Here is a 20,606-nt window from a genome sequence, read left to right as displayed (position 1 = left end):
GTCAACAGTTGACTAGTCAATGATGAAAGGAGCGGTTGATGCAATGAATTTACGTGAGCTAAGCGGATTGCTGTATCGGATGAAAATCGTGAACCAAGAATTAACGGCGATCTTTGAAAAAGAGACCGGCTTTAGTCTGACCCGTTATCAGTTGCTGCAGTTTTTGAATGAGCAAGGACGCTGTACCCAAAATCAAGTACAGAATGAATTGAAGATCGATAGTGCAGCGGTCACGCGGCATTTGAAGATTCTCGAAGAAAAACAATTTGTGACTCGGGAACGAAACAAAGACAATAACCGCGAGATTTTTGTTTCTTTGACACCGAAAGCACAAGCCGATTTGGCTAGTTGTGCTTCAAAGCATGCCAGCTCTGAGGAGTCGTTAGGCATCAATTTGACCGAAGAAGAAGAAGCCCAGCTTCTAACATTACTTATGAAATTAGTTCCATGAAAGAAGGCAAACCCATGACAGAATACAGCAACAACAATTTTTCAGAGATTACCTTTGGCCGAAAATCGGTCCGTGTCTATGATGAAACCTACAAAATCCCCCATGAAGAAATGTTGACCATGATCCAAGAGTCAACGACAGCACCTTCCTCAGTCAATATGCAGCCTTGGCGCTTTGTCGTTGTGGAAAGCGATGAGCAAAAAGCAAAATTGAAACCATTGATTCGTTTCAACGTCCGTCAAAATGATACCTCTTCTGCAATGGTCTTGATTTTTGGCGATATGCTTTGTCATGAACTAGGAGAAGAAATTTATAACAAAGCAGTAGCAGAAGGCAAAATGCCAGCGGAGGTTCGTGACCAACAATTAGCAGCGATCATTCCGCATTACGAAAATCTTACAAAAGAACAAATGAATGATGTGGTGAAGATCGACGCTAGTTTAGCAGCGATGCAATTTATGTTAGTTGCGCGGGCACATGGCTATGAAACCAACCCAATCGGTGGCTTTGAAGCGGATCAATTAGCAGAAGCTTTTGGCTTAGACAAAGAGCGTTATGTTCCTGTCATGATCCTTTCAGTCGGAAAAGCCAAAGAATTAGGCTATGAATCCGTTCGGTTGGACGCAGAACAAATTACGACATTCCTATAAGAGGAGGAAAAACGATGGAAATCATCAATGCAACGTTTTACATCAAAGAAGAAAAGCGAGCAGATTTTTTAGCCGCTGTTACCCCATTATTAGCATCGGCGAGAACTGAGGATGGCTGCCACGGCTATCATCTCTATGAATCATTGGAAGAGAACAATCGGTTTGTCATGGTCGAAAAATGGGCGAATCAAGAAGCGATCACCGCCCACAATCAAAACCCGCTGCTGCAACAATTATTCCAGCAAATGCCTGACTTTGCAGCCAAACCGAGCGAGATCGTTGTCGCTCATCAAGGAGAATAAAGATGACGATTTTATCGACGATTTTGATTCTACTGGTTGCCTTAGAGTTTTTCTATATTCTCTATTTAGAAACATTTGCTACTACGTCCAAATCAACGGCGCGGGTCTTCAACGTGACGAAGACAGAACTTGAGCGACCGATCGTGGTGACCTTGTTCAAAAATCAAGGAGTTTACAATGGACTGATCGGTTTGGGGTTACTGTATAGCATCACCTTTGCTTCAGCGCCTTTGGAAATCAGTCGTTTGCTGTTGATCTACATTATCTTAGTGGCTGCATATGGCAGTCTGACTAGCGACAAGAAAATTATTTTGACCCAAGGCGGTCTAGCGATCCTTGCCTTGCTGTCCACCTTTTTTTAACCAATAATACAAGAAACCCCGAACATAGAAAGCTATTCTATAGAATAGAAGCTTTCTATGTTCGGGGTTCTTTTAATGTTTGGGCAAAGAGTACTCAGAACGTGAAAAAAATGATAGGATAAGAGAAGGGACTAACGATTTTCTGGACGTAAACTGGTTGCCGCAAATAAGGCTTTTACTAGAATTGGGGTTAAGACCGCAGCTGTGATCACCTCAGAGATTCCATTTGTTACAGCGATTCCGCCGAGGGTCACGAACAAAGCCGAAGCATCGACACCATAGGTATTAGCAACTAAGCTAGTATACAAGGTTCCCATTAAGGTTAAGACCAGAACCGTATTGGTGATGGTCCCAAAGATTGCTGCAACAATCGACGCAGCGACGACTTTTTTTGTCTTCTTGTAAATGATCGTAAATAAGAGACCAGCCACTAAGCCAACCAACACACGGGGAATCACCGAGATGATTGGATTGGTGAAAACGGCAATGTCTAAGGGCGTTGTTGGAGAGGTAAAGGCGCGAATCATGGTAAAAATACCCCAGACTAAGCCAATGAACATCCCGTCTTTTGTCCCTAAAACGATGGCAGCGACGATCACCGTGATATGGATGATCGTTAAACTAGTGATACCGATCGGAATAAATCCAAGGAAAGGTACCATCGTCTGTAAAATAATAATAGCAGTCAATATGGCACGAATGACAAGGCGATAGGTTTTGCTTTTTGTATTCATTGTAAAAACTCCTTTTTTTATAATGACACTCGTGTCATTTTTAAGTTAGGTTGATTATACAACAAAATGACACTTGTGTCATTCATAATGTGATGAAAGGAGCCAAAAAAATGGCGAAGAAGCAGCAGAGCGAATTGACTACAGCTGAAAAGAAAAAACAACAAAAGCGTGATTTGATTCTTGAAAGTGCCAAAGTCGTCTTTAGTAAGAAAGGCTTGATCGATGCGACCATGAAGGACATTATCGAAGAGTGCGGCATTAGTCGCGGTGGTATTTATTTGTACTTTCGTTCGGTGGATGAGATTTTTTTGGCAGTGTTAGAGCAGCGTTCTAAACGAAAATTTGATGATGTACGAGAGATGATTATGGAGCAAGTGCCCTTTGAAACGATTTTAAACAAATATTTTTCCGACCATCGCAAGCGTCTACTCCACAGCATTTCTGACGGTATGCTGCGAGCCGTCTACGAGTATTACTATACGCATAAAACTGAAGCCTCCAGTTCACTGCAGCAAGCTCAACTTTCTGAGACGAAACGGACGATCCATGAGATCTTTCAAGTCGGCGTTCAGCAAGGTGTGTTAAAAGATGAAAACTTGGCAGTGATTGCCGAAAACTATATGTTCGTGATTGAAGGATTGGGGATTTTGGCTCTGACTGGTCATATCACTGAACAGACTATTGACGACCAAATCGCCGTGATGCGGCAATTACTGCCATATCGCAACTAGCACAGACAAAAAACGCGCTCTTTTCTAGAAAACACTAGGAAAGGGCTTTTTCTTATGAATAAGATTTCGTAAATCAAGCATATTTTGCAAAAAATTAATGTAATAAAAGTGAAATCTAAAACATGATTTATTTTTTCTTAAGAAAAAGAAGATTTTCTATGAAGTTTTCTTGAAGAGTTGATAGATAGGGATTGATTCAACTTTAACGACTTTTTTTACTAGGGAACAATCAATAAAAAAACATCTGATATTTGTGTAACTAAAATGTAAATCGCTTACGGATTGGGTTTGTAGATGAACTATGTTAAAATGAAAATAGTCAAATAAATGAAAAAAAAGTTTTTAAATTGAATTTGGAGGATCAGATGAAGAAGAAAATCTTTGCAACAGTATGTATGTGTGGCATTGTCTTGTCATCGTTCGGCGGCCCTATGACCGTTTTTGCAACGAATCATGACCAATTGATTGAACAAAAAAATAACGAGATTGATCAGTTGAGACAGCAGCGCCAAAGCGTACAAAGGGAAATTGACGGATTGTCTGAGGAAATTGATTCACTGAATCAAGAAGCAGCGACCATTTTAGCGCAGCAAAGTGATTTGCTGCAAGAGATAGAAGGATTAGACCAAGAAATCAGTCAATTAGAAGAGCGAATCGCCAAACGCTCAGAAAATATTGAAAAACAAGCCAGAGAAACACAAATCAATGGCAAAGACGATCATTTTTTAACAGCGGTGTTAGAAGCGGAGTCTGTCAGTGACCTAGTCGGTCGGGTGCATGCCATGACGACGATCATCCGAGCAAACAATGAAGTGATTGAACAGCAAAAAGCCGACCAAAAAGCCGTTGAAGAAAAGCGCGCAGAATCACAAGAAAAAGTTGCAGAATTGCAAGCAGCACAGAGTCATCTAGAAGCGCAAAAAGGTGTCTTGGAAGCCACTCAAGCAGAATTGAATGTGCTAGTCAGTAACCTAGCCTACGAAGAAGCAACAAAAGAAGAAGAAAAAGAACAGCTGCGTGCGGAAAAAGAAGCTTATGAAGCGGAGCAAGCAAGAATTCGTGAAGAAGCAGCTCGCGTTGCTGCTTTACAAGCCCAAGCGGAACAAGCGGCGCAACAGCAAGCAGAACAAGCGGCTGCGGAAGAAGCAGCCTTGAATGAAGCAGCTGCTCAGGCGGATTCAACGGAACCTGAAATAGGAGCAGAAAGTCAGGAACCAGTGGAAGAGCCAGAAGCGCCAGTAGAAACACAACCAGAGGAAACGCAAGGATCTGAGTCGGTTGAAACACCAGAGGCTCCAGAGGAAACACCAGTAGATACACCAGAAATTCAAGAACCAGAAACACCAACAACACCTGCAGCACCGGAGACGCCAGCGGATAGTGCACCTGTAACTCCTGCACCGACGCCAGTGACACCAGCGCCTGCGCCGAAACCAGCGCCGACACCAATCGTGACGCCACCGACAGCGCCTTCCGCACCAGCTTCAACAAATGGTGCCGCGATCGTTGCCGAAGCCTATAAACATATCGGAAAACCATATGTTTGGGGTGCCAAAGGACCTGACAGCTTTGACTGTTCTGGATTTACTCGCTATGTCTTTTTACAAGTAACAGGTAGAGATATTGGCGGTTGGACGGTACCACAAGAAACAGCCGGTACAGTGATTCCAGTCAGCCAAGCGCAACCAGGAGATCTTTTATTCTGGGGTTCATCAGGAAGTACGTATCACGTAGCCATTGCATTAGGCGGTGGTCAATATATTCACGCACCACGACCAGGACAAAACGTTTCTGTTGGTAGCACTGCTTACTTTACACCTAGTTTTGCAGTGAGAATGTAAGGTTTAACTGGATGTGGTTTTAAGGAGAGACAAATGGAAGAAAGAAAATTGATTCGCAGACGAGCGATGAAACAAAAAAGAGGAGTGTTTTACCGCAAAAGTGCAGCCACAACGGCTGCACTTGTTAGCACGGTGAATATTTTGCCAGTGAGTGTCTTAGCTGATACGCTTGAGTCAACAGAAACGCAAAATGGCGTTCGGGTCGTTGAAACAGCTGACTCATCGCAAGATAACTCAACACAAGATTCGGTGATCGTTGTAGAAGACAACGCAACGAATGCTGTATCAGGAACACAAGACAATTCCGATTCCTCAAACGTTGACGTTGTGGGAGTGCCAGAAAGCGAAGACGTACCTGAAAGGGCACCGGCAGATGACACGGCTTCCGAACAAAAAGAGACAGAAATAGGGAGCGACATCCCGGTTCTTTCAGAAGAAGAGCGGATTGCCATTGAAACGAAAGTGATGCCGAACTACAACAATCCAATGGCACGTTCTACCAATCAACAAGCCTTTATTCAGCAAGTAGGGCCGATGGCACAAGAAGTGGCGGGAGCAAATGATCTGTATGCTTCGGTCATGATTGCCCAAGCAATCTTAGAGTCCGGTTGGGGCCAGTCCACACTGACCACTCTTGCGAATAATATGTTTGGCATCAAGGGATCTTACAATGGACAATTTGTAGAGATGCAAACGATGGAAGATGACGGGAATGGCAATCTTTATCCGATTATTGCTAAGTTTCGTAAATATCCCTCGCTAAAAGAATCCTTTCAAGACAATGCCCACGTTTTGAAAACCACCTCATTTTCGCCAGGTGTTTTCTTCTACCATGGGGCATGGAAGTCTAATACCAGTTCTTATCGTGATGCGACACAGTGGCTGCAAGGACGTTATGCAACCGACACGTCTTATGCAAGTAAGCTGAATAACTTGATCGAAACCTACAATTTGACCCAATACGATACCTCAAGCGGTGGCGGTTCGAATAATAACAACAATAATAACAATTCTGAACAAGCCATCAATAAGCAATTCAGGACAAATGCAGCGCTAAATATCCGTTCAGACGCTTCCACCAGTGCCTCGATCGTTGGTTCACTGGCTGCCAATGCGACGTTCCAAGCAGTTGCCCAAAAAAGCGGCACCAGTGTCAACGGTAATACGACCTGGTATCGGATTCAAGGTCGTGGATGGGTAAGTGCCGCTCATGTGACAGAGATCTCATCAAACACGGGTGGGAATGGAAATAACAATAATGGGAATAACAACAATACCGAACAAAGTATCAATAAAGAATTTCGAACAACGGCGGCTTTAAATATCCGTTCAGATGCATCAACTAGCGCCTCAGTTGTCGGCTCGTTGGCGAATAATACGACCTTTCGAGCTGTCGCTCAAAAGACCGGAACCAGTGTGAATGGCAACAATGTCTGGTATCGGATCCAAGGCCGTGGGTGGGTAAGTGCCGCCTATGTCAGCGAAGTAAGCTCAGGAAGTAACAATACCGAGCAAAGCATCAATAAAGAGTTTCGAACAACGGCGACCTTAAACATCCGTTCAGACGCTTCTACTAGTGCCAACATTGTCGGTTCGTTATCAAACAACGCTTCTTTTCGAGCCGTTGCCCAAAAGACTGGGACGAGTGTCAACGGCAACAATATCTGGTATCGAATTGAAGGTCGTGGGTGGGTAAGTGCCGCCTATGTTCGAGAAAATAACACCTCTTCAAGTAGCACCACTCATACGGTGCGTTCGGGAGATACCTTGTGGGGAATCTCGCAACGGTACGGTGTAACAGTAAATCAGTTGATGCAGTGGAACAATCTTTCTGGTTCATTGATTGTGGTAGGGCAACGACTAGTAGTAAGTAGATAAAAAAGAAAAACATCTGTAATCATTTTTTGCGATTGGACGCAAAAGTGGTTTACAGATGTTTTTTACTTATTCTTCTTTGAAGCTATTCATGATCGCTGTCAGTTCATCTTTTGAGGAGTCATACAAACTTTCCAATGTCCAACCGTATAACTGCACATAATTATTTTCTGTTTCAAGGACATAATAAATATAGTGGATATTTAGCCCTTCAACGGTTGCTGGGAAATCAACGAAATAGGCTTTGGTGTCAGGAATTGGTAAAAAGGTGGCAGTCGTATCAAAGCTCGTTGCCAAATTTTCTTGAACCAACCCGAGATAAGTTTCTAAATCGGCGAAATCTTGCTTTGATTCAACGACAGCAGCTAAGTACTTCGTTTCTAATGCATCTGACAACATAAAATCATTGTCAGGATTCAATGAAGTGAAATCTGGTACTTCTTGCCAATTGCTAGGTAACGCAATCTTGTAGTTTGTACCACTGACCCCTGTGATGGTTTGTTCTGAACTTGGTAAAGCAGATTCGCTAGATGAGGCCGTTGATTCTTGATTCATTTCTGTGGAAGATGTCATGGCCATACTTGAAGTGCTTGCACTTTGCGAACTTTCTCCCGCCGAATTTTCTTTTTTTTGTGTACATCCAGCAAAAAGAAGTGTAAACCCCAACAAACTTAAAACAACACTTTTTTTCATTATTCTCACTTTCCCTTCGTATGTGCTTTCAAATAACCAACATTATTTAGTTAATCGTATAATAGGAAAGAAAATAACGCAATAAAATATTCTCAGTTATTGCATGAATAAGGTGAAATTTATTTTTCTTGATGATGAAAATAATGAAACAAAGTCAAAAATAAAAGATTATAAAGGCTTGTTTTCACTTTTTTCCTAGATGGATGCAAAAGTTGATTATAAATATGAGAGTAGTTTTGATATGCTTAGTATAAGAAAGGAAGCATAAAAAAAATGGCGAAGTTGAAAATTGCATGGAATGCATCTAAAAATTGATCGTATTCTTTTTCTTTATCGATGCAAAATATATGCTTTATGTTTTTATTATAAAAACTACTTTATATGGGGAATTTCAAGCGAAAGCAAAATAAGATTTCCCCGAGAAATCAACGAACAGCGCAGAACGACAGTCATCTCTATTGGGGAAAATTGGTTCAATAATATACTTAGGGGGAATGAAATTGCTATATCCATCAGTTAATGAATACTTAAAAAAAATGCGTGAAGGTCTATCGCCAGCTGATATTCGAGAGGATATGCCAGTTGTTTATTCTTATTGGTTAGAACAAGAAGCAGAACTGAAAAAAATTTTAAAGAATCGAGAAACAACTTTTTGGACAGATATCCAAAGAGTACTTTTGATTGATGCAAAATTGGTCTTGTTGCGTAGTTATATCAATGATTACGATTTCCATGGATTTTCAGAGGAGGAAATCATTGCCAACGTAGAACAAGATCACTTTACTTTCAACAAAGAATTATGTGGGTATAGTTTAAAGGAACAAGTCCATCCATCCATTATTTTTGGGAATCAATAAAAGCATAGGAAACAATAAAATGAGCTGTTCATTGAGAGAACGTCACTTTGAACTGAAAATGAGATAGCTTACTTTGTGGTATGATGAATAGGAAAAGTACCACAATAATACGTCATCATTTTTTGAAAGGAGTAAATATGTATGTTCGAATTTGAACGAATTATTTTATTGTTTTTTTGCTATTCATTTATTGGCTGGTTGTGGGAAACGATTTATTGCTCGATAAAAGCAGGTCATTTTGTTTATCGAGGTTTTCTGGTCGGTCCCATCACACCGATTTATGGCTTTGGTATTTTAGGCGTTGTCTACCTATTACGACCAATTCATCAACATATTGTCTTGCTTTTTTTTGCAGCCGCAATACTAGTAACTATTTTGGAGTATGCCACGAGTTTTCTATTGGAAAAATTGTTTCACGCTTCATGGTGGGACTATAATAATGTCCCTTTGAATATCAATGGGAGAGTAGCACTGCCAATCTCCGTATTTTGGGGAGCGTGCTGCGTGATCATCGTTCGATTTATTCATCCCCAGATGCTAGTTTTTGTTCAAACATTAGTAGAACATACAGGATTTTTATTGCCAGTTTTCTTGTTGATGATCCTTTCATTTGATATGGGGTATACTTTGGCAAATTTGGTTGCCTTTCAGAAAGCTGTGCAACAAGTCAATCAAGCCTTTGAACAACACAAAAAAGAGTTGGCTGAAAACATTGAGCAATATAAAAATGATTGGCAAGGGCGATTTGCAGCATTTCCAGAAGAATGGCGCATCTTAAAACAGAATCTACCGAAGTTGAATTTCCATCAAAGAAGACTCTTAAAAAACTTTCAAAAGTTAGAAATCAATCAGATAAAAAGCAGCCAAGAATTGTCGCGCTTCATCGAGGCTATTCGTAGAAAAAAATAGCATTGTTACGATAGTGTTACAGAAAATAAACCCTTATCAAAGCTGATTCTTCCCACTTCTTTCTGAAATCCAATGGAAAAGACTGTTAAAACTCCCACTTTTACGATAATTTGTAACAAATTGTAAAGGTCTTGCAATAAAATTCTTCTTAAGAATTTGTATAATAGGATGTGTTGGAAACCATAGTGAGAAGTGAGGGAATTTTTTGAAGGCAAAGAAACTACGAACAATCGTTGTCGCTGTCTTTGCGGCAGGAATCGTTTCTCCCATCTTTGCGCAGGCTGAGTCACTTGAATCATTGCAAGAGCAAGAAAGTGCCGTCATGCAGCAAAGTCAGGAAATCAGTACGGAAGTGCAGATTGCATTGACTGATGTGAATGCGAAATACAGCGAAGTAGAAGAGTTAAAAGCTCAAATCGCTGAAAATGAAGAATCATTAGCAACAACCAAAGCAGAAATCAAAACTGCACAAGAAACAATTGAAAAGCGTGAAGCAGTCGTTGCGGAACGTATGAAAGACATCCAAGTCAATGGTGGGGCAACCAGAGATTGGACCGTCCTATTAGAATCATCGAACATCCAAGATTTCATCAATCGTGCCTATGCCATGACGATGCTGCAAAACTTGGAAAAAGAAAAGATCGATTCATTGACGGCTGAGAAAGAAAAGCTTGAAACATTAGAAGAAAAAGCGCAATCTACCCAGCAATCGTTGAAAGAAAATCAAACAGCACTAGAATCAGAAGCCAAAGCGCTAGATTCAAAAATCGCCAATCTTCAAGCGCAGTTGAAAGAAAATGAATCAACCTTGGCTCAAATCGCTTCAAGCAAAGAAGCTGAAACTGCTCGTTTAGCCGCTGAAAAAGCAGCAGAAGAACGTGCAGCCAAAGAAGCAGCAGAACAAGCAGCGAAAGAAAAAGAGGAAAAAGAAGCAGCACAAGCGGCTGAACGTTCAAGTTCTTCTGAATCACAATCGTCTGCATCATCTAGCAGCAACACGACTGAAAGCAGCACGTCATCATCGAATAGCTCTTCAAGCAGTAACAGTAATAGTAGCTCGAATAGCAGCTCAAGCAATACAAGCAACAACAATACTAACAATAGCGATACAAGTAGTGGTCGGACATTAATGATGGAATCAACTGCCTACTCGTATAAAGAAGCTGGTGCGAGCTTCTTTACCGCAAGTGGTACAGATTTACGTAAAAATCCAATGGCAGTTGCCGTTGATCCAAGCGTGATTCCGCTAGGCACTTTAGTCAATGTTGAAGGCTATGGCGTAGCACTAGCACTTGATACTGGTGGCGCGATCAAAGGACACATTATCGATGTTCACTTTGATAATGTAGCACAATGTATCCAATGGGGACGTCGTCAAGTAAAAGTCACGATCTTAGATTAATCAAAAAAAGAAGCAGAGGCCTGCTTCTTTTTTTTGGCTTTTTTTCAATAAAACAGAGTGCCGTAAATACCTGATTTGTGGGGTACTTCTAGCACTCTGTTTGATTATCTTTAGTCAGTCAAAATATCTATGTTAAATAAATCACAATCCCTTAAATTCCCATAGATGATCGTTTCCGGCAAGAACGATCATTATAGAGTCGCCTCAGGCTGCCAAATAATAACAAAGAAAAAAGAAGAAAGACACCAGTAGCAAAATTAACTATTGAAATTCGTGTTTAGTTTCGCTTCTAAAGCTTCCCAGTCATAGTCATCCGGAAAGGTTTTAAGGAGCAGATAATCAATGTTCTGGGCGTACTCAGTGATGTATTCCGTATAGTTCGTTACGATCAAATCGATCTGATTCTTTTCTAAATAGGCTTGCGACAATTCGTTGGAATCCGGGAAATAAAAGGTACGAAAACTGCGCAAATAACGGACAGACTTGCACTTTAGTAATTGGCATAGATAATAAGGACCTTCAAATAAAAAGGCAATATTCTTTTTTTCTTGCCAATACAACGATCTGATGGAGGAGATGTACATTGTTAAACTTGTACTCAAGTGATTCAATGTCTCACTATCCCAAGTATCACGAGCTATAGGTTGCGTGAACAAGTAAGTTTTAAACAATTGAAAATCATCCGGGTAACTATCTTCTACAAATTGGATGGCATCAGAAATCATGTGGTTTAACAAAGGCGACAATAATTGTTTGATTTTTGCTACGGTAAAGAATGATTCGATCAAAAGTTGATCGCGAGCAGGATCTGGTGAATCGGGTAAGCAGTCGTTTACAAATAATGCCGCAAGTTTTTTGAGTTCAGGCCAATGGTTGTATTCTTTGCAAAATGTATGTTCAATGGTCAGGTTGCTGATCGATCGTCGTGTTTTCACTAATAAAAATAAATAGAGCATTTCCTCATAAGGAAGTTCTCTTTGGTATTGCTCCTCGATGGCTTCGTTGATTTCGGAAAATAACTTGAAATCATTGTAGTTTTCGAATATAGCTTTGACTGGCTTTGGTAAGGAGATAGGCTGACCAATGCAATGCCGTTCGAAGGTGATATACAAATAGTAATTAAACTCACCGAAAGAGCAAGTATGTTGATTCAGCTGATAGCACTTTGAAAATGCACTGGCAGTGATGTTTTGAATCGCGATAGGCGGAAAAATCGTATGGCCAGTAATCTCGGATTCATAGTAGAAATCATGAAAAAATTTGCGAATGTTGATTTCTTCCCCAACAAAGCTGACTGGGTTGGTTTGAATTTCCAAACGATAAGAGGAAAAAATGGGTTGGACCTTTCGCAAATACCGCAAAACAGTACTCTCAGATATATGATATTTTTCTGCCCATTCAGAAGAAGTAAGCAAATCGTGATGAAAAATACTTTCAATGATATGGAATAAAATCTCATCGGCAATCAAAGCACGTTTTTTTGTAAGGTAATCAGAAGAATTTTTTATAGAAAAAAAATACCCTTTGTGTGAAGAGTCGATCATAAGGCAGTCACCGAAGTGTTCTTTTAAATTCGTAATATCTGTCATGATCGTACGAGTCGTACTTCCTGATGTCTTTGCTAAGCCGACAGTTGAGCAATGGTGATTTTTTTCGAATGCCATTAAAATTTTCAGCCATCGAATCGTAGCCGTATTAGTAATGAAGTTATTTTGAAAATTTCTCAAGATGCAGCTCCTTTCATGAAGAAAAAGCAAAACTCTTTCTTATACATCTTAAAGAAACTTAGGATGGAAAAACAAATCACATATTTCATCGATTGGTGAAATATATACCTGAGCCTGTGTAAGATTTTTTGCGTTTTCTATAAATCATCTGACGATCAGCATATATATAGGTAGAAACACGTTTTTTTCAGCCTCTCAAAGAAGATAAATGGAAATTAATTAGCAAAAGAGACGTTAAGGAAATAACTTTTTAGCGTAGGAATAAAAATTGAACGATTAATTATGTTTCGAGGAAACTGATAGAAGATGAAAGAAAACGGAATTGAAGAGAAAAGTCACTTTTCGAAAGACAACTTATAATTTTAACAGGAATGATTGACGTAAATAAAGAGCATTCGCAAAGGAAACCCTAAGTGCGCCAAGAAAAGAATTCAGCTTTGACAAGTTAATTTATAATAACAAGAAAAGTGTATGAAAATACTTTCTGAATTTCTTTTCTTTTCTATTTATAATGAAAAGATGTTGAGACAGTGAAGGGATTTAATCTCTCAAGGTTATTTTTCTGTAATGTGACAACCTTCAAAGGCGATGAGAACAACGATTATAACTGAATTATTCATTATTTAAAATGAGGGTTTAAAAAAACTGTCAAGTAGAGTAGACGTTATTTATGATTTTTTAAAATAACTGATGTTTGGCATTATACAAGTCTTTTATTGACGAAAAATATACCGTAATAAATAAAAAACGGGAATTTCCTTTATTTAATGCTACATTTCTCTTATAATAAACTAGAATTGCCTTTATTATGTGAGAGGAAGGCAGAATGCTTAAACAAGCACAATTGAAGTAGGGAGTGTGTTCATGGGAAAGCCGTTAATAAAGACTTTGACTGTTTTAGCCGTTGGTATTGGCGCAGTTGCGATTTGTTTTATTGGTTACCGACAAAATAACCAAAGGCATTATCAGCAGCGAGTCGAATATGCACAGACAGCGATTGCCAGCGAAAAAGATCGCATCAATGAGTTGTCGAAAGAGATTGCTGAATTTTACAGCAACGAGGAACAAATATTTTTACGAAAAGACTTGAAAGAAGAAGACGTTCAAAAAACAGTCGCAAAACTTTCTGCAGTGAAAGTATCTGCAGACGATTATGGGATCGATGATGATGCACTGCCAAGTGAGTCAGTGGAGATCCAACAAGAAAAAAACGCCCTTGATGATCAGCTAAAAGACATCGAGGCCAAATTAAAAGTACAAGCAGATACGGAAGCCTTATTTACTGAAGGCGTTTCAAATTGGCAAAGTGCTGAAAATGATGTCATCATTAGAGCCGATCTGAAAGAAACGGACGTTGGGAATGTCCGTGAAAATCTGAGCTTTTTTGAAGATAGTAAATGGAAAGAGTTAGTTGTTTCCTATTTAGAATATGCGGATACTCAATTGGACCGCATTGCAAAATTACAAGAAACGTTTGATGAAATGCTTGATGGGGATGAGGTGACAAGTGAAGTCACCTTAGAAAAATACCTGAGTGCAATCGACAGTATCAGCAAAGTTCGCAATGAAGAATTGAAAGAGAAATTCACCGAATTAGCAGACAAAGTCGCTACCCAAATGGGGTACACAGGATACAGCACGTATACACCCCCCGCTTCAACGGAAAGTTATTCAGAGGATACATCCGCAGGAGATGGCACCTGGACAGATCAAAGTTCAGACACTGTTTACTAATTTAAAGATGTATCGAAGAAAACAGAGATAACTGGAGGAAAGCAAATGTCAAAAGGAAAAAAAATCTTTTTAATTATCTTTTCAATCGTTGCAATTTTAGTCATCGGAATGATCGGTGTCGCTGCAAAATTATATTTTGATGTATCAAACTCAATTCAAGAAACCTATCAATCAGTCGAACGTGATCGAGAAGATCGTCTACGTGAAAATGATGTCGACCTATCCCAAAAAGATTCCTTCTCGGTTTTACTGATGGGGATCGATACCGGTGATTTAGGAAGAGTCGAACAAGGCCGTTCCGATACCATGATGGTCGCGACCATCAGTCCACAAGACAATCAGACGACGGTAGTGAGTATTCCTCGCGATACCTATGTTGATATCGTAGGACATGGAACAACAGATAAAATCAATCATGCCTATGCCTTTGGAGGGGCAGCCATGTCTATGAACACGGTTGAGAAGTTTTTAGATATTCCCATTGATCATTACGTGTCCCTTAATATGGAAGGCTTGAAAGAGTTAGTTGATGCAGTCGGCGGTATTGAAGTTGATAATGATTTGACTTTTTCAATTGATGAATATAATTTTACAATTGGAAGAACAAAATTAAACGGGGAACAAGCACTCGCTTATTCAAGAATGAGATATGACGATCCCAACGGAGACTATGGGCGACAAGATCGACAACGTAAGATGGTGGAAGCAATCGTAAAAAAAGTTCTCAGTCTAGACGGGGTTAGTCAGTATCAGTCAATCTTGAATGCAGTTGAGAACAATATGAAAACTGATATGAGTTTTGATGATATGCGGACATTGGCAATGAATTATCGAAGTGCGTTTCAAACGATCAAACAAGACCAGCTTCAAGGTGAAGGATTCATGCAAGATGGTATCTCCTACCAACGTGTGAGTGATGAAGAATTAAATCGTGTACAAAGTATCCTTAAAGAACAGCTCGATATCAATAACTAGAAGAAAGTGGAGAAATATGGAAGAGACTATTAGTTTAAAAGAAGTATTTGATATATTACGGAAGCACCTGACATCAATATTAATCTCAATGTTTATCGGCTTGGCGTTAGCAGCGATCGTTACCTTTTTTGTTCTTACGCCCAAGTATCGTTCTCAAGCGCAATTGATCGTAACTTTGCCACAAACTGAAACAACAAATGCAAATGATGTAAATACGAATCTACAAATGATCAACACGTATAAAGAACTAGTTACAGGAGATTTGGTTATCAATCAGGTCAAAGACCGAATAGAATCAGAATATGGCATTGATAAAAGCGTACAAGAATTGAAAGATTCTGTTGAAGTGACACAATCACAAAATTCATTGATGTTTTCTATTAGAGCTACAGATACTAGTTCTGTTTATGCTGCAAACATCGCAAATACAACAGCATTAGTCTTCCAAGAAAACGCAAAAGACGTGTTAAATGTGGATAAAATTTCTATTATTTCTAACGCAGAAGCGAGTTCCTCTCCGGTTTCCCCAAACAATAAATTCAATTTAGCAATTGGATTAGTCATAGGGGTTATAATAGGTATTGGTATTGCTTTCTTATTAGAACTACTAGACCGAACAGTCAAAGATGATAAGTTTGTCACGGAAACATTAGGCTTTACGATTTTAGGAACAGTCCCACAAATGTCTGCAAAAGAGTTAAATGCAACGATTCAAAAAAAACCGTCAGTACAAATTATTAAAAAAAATACTAGTGATAAGACGGCTGAATCACGCCGCAGCCGAACAAGAGTCTAAGGAGGAAAGATGAATGGCGAAGATAAAAGAACAAAAAGGAACACAAACGCATGCGGTTAGCTTAATTACATTGGTTGATCCATCATCACCGATTTCAGAACAATATAGAACGATACGGACTAATATTCAATTTGCATCCTCTGCCGACAAGCATATTAAAACATTGGTGATTACATCTTCTGGTCCCGGAGAAGGAAAGTCTACGACATCTGCGAATTTGGCAGTCGTCTTTGCAAAATCTGGTCAGCGGGTATTGTTAGTTGATGCAGATATGCGTAAGCCAACGGTTTATAAAACTTTCAGTCTAAACAACGCTTCTGGTTTAAGTACGGTGCTAAGCACAACGACAAGCGTCTTAGAAGCATCACAAAAAACGGTCATCGATAATCTGTCCGTGCTAACTAGCGGACCTAAGCCTCCAAATCCATCTGAACTTTTAGGATCTTCTAGAATGAATCAAGTAATCGAAGAAGCAAAGAATTTATATGATGTAGTTATTTTTGATATGCCTCCTGTGGTCGCAGTAACGGATGCGCAGATTATGGCTTCAAAAGCTGATGGTACTTTATTGGTTGTTCGAGAAAATGTTTCTCGTAAAGAGTCATTAACAAAAGCAAAAGAGCTTTTAAATATGGTTCACGCACATATACTAGGTGTTGTATATAATGGTGCTGAACACAGAAAAGACTCCGGATATTATTATTATTACGGTAATTAATTGAAAGGATATGAGGGATATGATTGATTTACATTGCCATATTTTACCAGGAATTGATGATGGGGCCGAAGATTTAGAGGCCAGTATCGCAATGGCCGAGAAAGCCATAAGCCAAGGTATCACACATATTTTGTGTACACCTCATCATAACAATGGTAGGTACTGTAATCCAAAATCAGATGTCATTTCTCTAGTTTCATATCTGCAGTCTGAATTAGATAAACGTCAGTTACCTTTAATTGTTCTTGAAGGTCAAGAAGTTCGAATTACAGGGGATTTAATTGATGATATTGCTCAAGACCTGATTTTATTTACAGACTTGGATGACACTTATATTTTGATAGAATTTCCTTCTATAGATGTACCAATTTATACTAATAAAATCTTTTTTGAACTATTTCAAATGGGAAAAACCCCTGTCATTGTGCATCCAGAACGGAATGCATATTTTCGTGAAGATCCAAATAATTTAATTCCTTTTCTGGATATGGGGTGCTTAGCACAACTCACTGCACCAAGCTACGTCGGGAAATTTGGTAAAGATATACAACGTACAGCAAAACAAATGGTGGCGCATAATTTAGTTCAAATGGTTGCATCTGATGCACACGGGGTGAAAAAACGAACTTTCTATATGGAGGAAGCTTATATTCAGATTGCAAAAGATTTTGGAAAAGATAAAGTAATGAAAATGCAACAAGTGTCTAAAGATCTCATAAATGGTGACGAAATTGATTATCCACAATATATTAAAATTAAAAAGAAAAAGTTTGGTTTTATATAGGAGAATGTGAAATGGGTGAGATTGAAACTTTTGATCTTGAGAAAGAAGAAAAAGTTATTTTGAATAAAAATAAGATCAGATCGAAATTCTTTTATAACTTTGTTAAGAGGTTATTAGATATATTAGGGAGCTTTTTTGGGCTGATTTTATTAGCGCCGTTATTTTTAGTAGTGGCTTATAAAATAAAGAAAGAAGACCCCAGTGGCCCAGTATTTTTTTCTCAAGACAGAGTTGGTAAGGATGAAAAAATATTTAAAATGTATAAGTTTCGATCAATGTGCACAGATGCAGAAGAAAAACTAAAAGATTTACTTGAACACAATGAAGTTGACGGGCCTATGTTCAAGATAAAAGAAGACCCTCGTGTTACTAAAATAGGGAAATTTATTAGAAAAACAAGCATTGATGAATTACCTCAATTATGGAATGTTTTAAAAGGGGAGATGACTTTAGTTGGACCTAGACCGCCACTAATTAGAGAAGTGTATATGTATACAGAATATGATAAGCAAAGGTTAATGGTAAAACCGGGCTGTACAGGAGTTTGGCAGGTAAGTGGGAGAAATGATTTACATTTTGATGAGATGGTTGAACTAGATTTAAAATATATAGAATGTATGAGTTTAAAAAATGACTTAAAGATTATTGTAAAAACAATATGTATAATAATCAATCCTAATAGTGCGTATTAAGAAAAGATGGTGTGAAAATGAAAATAATTTTGCTTTCTGGTGGTTCAGGTAAAAGATTATGGCCTCTATCGAATGATCAAAGATCTAAACAATTTATTAAAGTCTTAAAGAACGATAAGGGCAAATTGGAGTCAATGGTTCAGAGGGTTTGGAGACAATTAAAAAGAAGTGGTTTACAAGATGTGACATACATTGCAACGGGAGAAAGCCAAAAATCAATTTTGAAATCGCAATTGGGAATAGATGATAAAAAAATAATTACGGAACCTTTCAGAAGAGATACTTTCCCCGCTATAGTACTGTCTTCCTTATTTTTGAAAGATAGAGAGAAAGCTTCAGTTGACGAAAATATATTTGTATTACCTGTTGATCCTTATGTGGAAGAAGATTTCTTTACGAAAGTATTTGACTTAGATCAAATGCTAAGAGAAAAAAAGTCAAAATTGGGATTAATTGGGATAAATCCAACATATCCATCAGAAAAATATGGTTATATTGTGCCCAATAAAAGTAAAAAAAATATAGTAAAAACTTTTATAGAGAAACCAAATGAGAAAAAAGCTGAATTACTTCTTTCAAATGGTGCATGCTGGAATGCTGGGGTCTTCGGCTTCAAACTTGGAAATTTAGTGGAATATTTAGAAAGTCAAGGAATGCCTACTAGTTACGAACAATCTGCCGAAAATTATGATCAACTTCCAAAAAATAGTTTTGATTATGAGTATGTGGAAAAGCAACATGATATATGCTTTGTGACATATGAAGGTTTTTGGAAGGATTTAGGTACCTGGAATACACTGATTGAAGAAATGGATACAAAAAGTATTGGTATTTCCAATTCTATTGACTCAGTCAATACTAATATAATTAATGAAACCAATCTTCCTATTGTAACATTAGGAGTTTCAGATTTAATAGTCGTTGCTGGACCAGAAGGTTTTTTGGTATCTTCTATTCCATCTTCTCCAAGGGTAAAGGAAATTGATCCCTCGTATTTCGAAAGTATTAGATTTAAAGAAGAAGATTGGGGAACCACAAAGATACTTAAGAAAGATGAGTTTTCAATAATTGTTGAATATGTAATAAAAAATGGACATAAAGTATCTTTTGATTTGAATGAAAATCAAAAAGTGTATAAATTGCATGGTGAAGGTGACATAGAATATGTTTCTAATGAAGTGATATTATATGGTGAAAATAACTTCTCGATAATTTGTATAACAGAAGAAGGTGTCTAAGTGGAAAAAGAAACTGTCGCTATTTTTTCGTTCAAAGGTCCTGCTACCAATGATATGACAGGCGGCATTGAAGTGTATGAACTGGAATTAGCAAAAGTATTGGAAAAAATGGGCTATAATATTGAAATTTTCTGTGGTAAAGATCATGATGAAAATTCTCCAGACCAAGAGCAAATTTCTGATAATATAAGGGTGAGAAGATATAAAGCAATATTTGGATTTTTACCATTTGCATTAATTTCTATGCATCTATCATTTTTCTTTAAACATAAGAAAAATATTAATTATTTAATTGAAAATCAATCTGTAATCCCGATGTTCACAACCTTGTATAAAAAAAGCAGATTGACCATAATACATCATATTACTGGTAAAGATTATTATAGAAAACAAGGTAAAATAAAAGGAAGCATAGGATATTACTTGGAGAAATTTTTTTTGCCTAAGTTTTATAAGAAACAAAGTATTTTGACTGTCAGTGATCATACAAAATCACAGTTAGTTGAGTTAGGATTCAATAGAGATGCTGTTAAGGTTATACCTCCTGTTGTTAATGTAAAACCCAGTGAGATTGTGTTTCATCCAAGAGAGAATATAATTAGCTACATCGGACGATATACTGGACTCCAAGGAAATAAAAAAATAGATCATATTATCGATGTATTACCTGAAATTATTGATTCGGTACCTGATGCAAAACTTATTATAGCGGGATCGATGAAGAAGGAAGATGAACTTAAAAAAAGAGTTGAAAATTTGAATTTAAACGAAAAAGTCTCATTCTTAGGATTTATATCTGATGAAAAAAAATCAGAAATATTAGCTATGTCTAAAGTATTTGCAAGCCCTTCTTATCAAGAAGGTTTCGGAATTACATATATAGAATCTAATATTAATGGAACTCCAGTAGTTGGGTATAAAATTCCTGATTTAATGACAGTCACTGATAGTAGTGGAATTATGGTTGAAAAAGATGATAAGGATTCTTTAAAAGAAGCCATTATAACTCTTTTATTAGATGATGAACAGTGGAATTTATTAAGTAAAGGTGCATATGAAAATGCTGATAAATATTCATCCTATCGAGTAAAAAAGGCTTTGAAACTTTACTTAAGAAATATCTTAGACAATTAAG

The 20,606-nt window shown here is 38.1% G+C and carries 21 protein-coding genes; 18 read left to right on the top strand and 3 right to left on the bottom strand.

The annotated features are described in order from the left end of the window. Positions 1 to 43: 43 nt before the first annotated feature. Genes CO692_RS01945 through CO692_RS01930 form a run of 4 tightly spaced genes read left to right on the top strand, consistent with a single transcriptional unit; the run spans position 44 to position 1,765 of the window. Complete coding sequence (locus CO692_RS01945; protein WP_008378808.1) at positions 44 to 451, top strand: MarR family winged helix-turn-helix transcriptional regulator; 408 nt, start codon at positions 44 to 46, stop codon at positions 449 to 451. A gap of 14 nt (positions 452 to 465) precedes the next feature. Next, on the top strand, positions 466 to 1,101 hold the full coding sequence (locus CO692_RS01940; protein ID WP_008378805.1) for a nitroreductase family protein: 636 nt from the start codon (positions 466 to 468) through the stop codon (positions 1,099 to 1,101). A gap of 14 nt (positions 1,102 to 1,115) precedes the next feature. Then, a complete protein-coding gene (locus CO692_RS01935) occupies positions 1,116 to 1,403 on the top strand; it encodes a putative quinol monooxygenase (protein WP_081117011.1) in 288 nt (95 codons plus the stop codon). A 2-nt stretch (positions 1,404 to 1,405) separates the two neighbouring features. After that, positions 1,406 to 1,765 (top strand): DUF1304 domain-containing protein, encoded by a 360-nt coding sequence (locus CO692_RS01930; RefSeq protein ID WP_096741396.1) that lies wholly within the window; start codon positions 1,406 to 1,408, stop codon positions 1,763 to 1,765. A gap of 131 nt (positions 1,766 to 1,896) precedes the next feature. Here CO692_RS01930 and CO692_RS01925 read toward each other — a convergent pair whose 3' ends face one another. Further along, on the bottom strand, positions 1,897 to 2,499 hold the full coding sequence (locus CO692_RS01925; protein ID WP_081117009.1) for an ECF transporter S component: 603 nt from the start codon (positions 2,497 to 2,499) through the stop codon (positions 1,897 to 1,899). A 110-nt stretch (positions 2,500 to 2,609) separates the two neighbouring features. On the opposite strand from CO692_RS01925, the gene CO692_RS01920 reads away from it, so the two are divergent. From CO692_RS01920 to CO692_RS01910, 3 genes are all read left to right on the top strand, one after another. Next, positions 2,610 to 3,230: a TetR/AcrR family transcriptional regulator gene (locus tag CO692_RS01920; protein WP_081118135.1), complete on the top strand. Its 621-nt coding sequence runs from the start codon at positions 2,610 to 2,612 to the stop codon at positions 3,228 to 3,230. A gap of 365 nt (positions 3,231 to 3,595) precedes the next feature. Further along, entirely contained in the window at positions 3,596 to 5,071 is a 1,476-nt protein-coding gene (locus CO692_RS01915; protein ID WP_096741395.1) for an NlpC/P60 family protein, read from the top strand. A 33-nt stretch (positions 5,072 to 5,104) separates the two neighbouring features. Next, on the top strand, positions 5,105 to 6,949 hold the full coding sequence (locus CO692_RS01910; protein ID WP_096741394.1) for a glucosaminidase domain-containing protein: 1,845 nt from the start codon (positions 5,105 to 5,107) through the stop codon (positions 6,947 to 6,949). 66 nt (positions 6,950 to 7,015) lie between these two features. Here CO692_RS01910 and CO692_RS01905 read toward each other — a convergent pair whose 3' ends face one another. Continuing rightward, positions 7,016 to 7,639, bottom strand: a complete 624-nt coding sequence (locus CO692_RS01905; RefSeq protein WP_077454610.1) for a hypothetical protein — start codon at positions 7,637 to 7,639, stop codon at positions 7,016 to 7,018. Between the two features lie 494 nt (positions 7,640 to 8,133). On the opposite strand from CO692_RS01905, the gene CO692_RS01900 reads away from it, so the two are divergent. From CO692_RS01900 to CO692_RS01890, 3 genes are all read left to right on the top strand, one after another. Beyond that, on the top strand, positions 8,134 to 8,496 hold the full coding sequence (locus CO692_RS01900; RefSeq protein WP_223272947.1) for a DUF7006 family protein: 363 nt from the start codon (positions 8,134 to 8,136) through the stop codon (positions 8,494 to 8,496). A 141-nt stretch (positions 8,497 to 8,637) separates the two neighbouring features. Further along, a complete protein-coding gene (locus CO692_RS01895; RefSeq protein ID WP_096741393.1) occupies positions 8,638 to 9,405 on the top strand; it encodes a putative ABC transporter permease in 768 nt (255 codons plus the stop codon). Positions 9,406 to 9,610: 205 nt separating this feature from the next. Then, positions 9,611 to 10,807 carry a 3D domain-containing protein gene (locus tag CO692_RS01890; RefSeq protein WP_096741392.1) on the top strand — a complete coding sequence of 399 codons (1,197 nt, stop codon included), beginning with the start codon at positions 9,611 to 9,613 and terminating at the stop codon, positions 10,805 to 10,807. A gap of 257 nt (positions 10,808 to 11,064) precedes the next feature. On the opposite strand, the gene CO692_RS01885 is transcribed toward CO692_RS01890, so the two are convergent. Then, positions 11,065 to 12,534, bottom strand: coding sequence for a helix-turn-helix domain-containing protein (locus CO692_RS01885; protein ID WP_096741391.1), 1,470 nt, complete (start codon positions 12,532 to 12,534; stop codon positions 11,065 to 11,067). Positions 12,535 to 13,398: 864 nt separating this feature from the next. Here CO692_RS01885 and CO692_RS01880 point away from each other — a divergent pair. The 8 genes from CO692_RS01880 to CO692_RS01845 are packed head-to-tail and all read left to right on the top strand — an operon-like array spanning position 13,399 to position 20,605. After that, positions 13,399 to 14,268, top strand: coding sequence for a hypothetical protein (locus tag CO692_RS01880; protein ID WP_096741390.1), 870 nt, complete (start codon positions 13,399 to 13,401; stop codon positions 14,266 to 14,268). A 45-nt stretch (positions 14,269 to 14,313) separates the two neighbouring features. After that, entirely contained in the window at positions 14,314 to 15,243 is a 930-nt protein-coding gene (locus CO692_RS01875; RefSeq protein ID WP_096741389.1) for an LCP family protein, read from the top strand. A 16-nt stretch (positions 15,244 to 15,259) separates the two neighbouring features. After that, positions 15,260 to 16,039 carry a YveK family protein gene (locus CO692_RS01870; RefSeq protein ID WP_096741388.1) on the top strand — a complete coding sequence of 260 codons (780 nt, stop codon included), beginning with the start codon at positions 15,260 to 15,262 and terminating at the stop codon, positions 16,037 to 16,039. 13 nt (positions 16,040 to 16,052) lie between these two features. Continuing rightward, complete coding sequence (locus tag CO692_RS01865; RefSeq protein WP_096741387.1) at positions 16,053 to 16,757, top strand: CpsD/CapB family tyrosine-protein kinase; 705 nt, start codon at positions 16,053 to 16,055, stop codon at positions 16,755 to 16,757. Between the two features lie 19 nt (positions 16,758 to 16,776). Further along, a complete protein-coding gene (locus CO692_RS01860) occupies positions 16,777 to 17,541 on the top strand; it encodes a tyrosine-protein phosphatase (RefSeq protein WP_096741386.1) in 765 nt (254 codons plus the stop codon). Positions 17,542 to 17,552: 11 nt separating this feature from the next. Next, positions 17,553 to 18,233 carry a sugar transferase gene (locus CO692_RS01855; RefSeq protein ID WP_096741385.1) on the top strand — a complete coding sequence of 227 codons (681 nt, stop codon included), beginning with the start codon at positions 17,553 to 17,555 and terminating at the stop codon, positions 18,231 to 18,233. A gap of 17 nt (positions 18,234 to 18,250) precedes the next feature. After that, positions 18,251 to 19,471 (top strand): sugar phosphate nucleotidyltransferase, encoded by a 1,221-nt coding sequence (locus CO692_RS01850; protein WP_096741384.1) that lies wholly within the window; start codon positions 18,251 to 18,253, stop codon positions 19,469 to 19,471. After that, positions 19,472 to 20,605, top strand: coding sequence for a glycosyltransferase family 4 protein (locus CO692_RS01845; protein ID WP_096741383.1), 1,134 nt, complete (start codon positions 19,472 to 19,474; stop codon positions 20,603 to 20,605). The last annotated feature ends 1 nt before the right edge of the window (position 20,606 follow it).

It is taken from the genome of Enterococcus sp. FDAARGOS_375, assembly GCF_002393265.1.
Lineage (GTDB): Bacteria > Bacillota > Bacilli > Lactobacillales > Enterococcaceae > Enterococcus_D > Enterococcus_D innesii.
The sequence above is the reverse complement of the archived record's forward strand: the minus strand, read 5'-3'. Positions and strand labels throughout refer to the sequence as shown.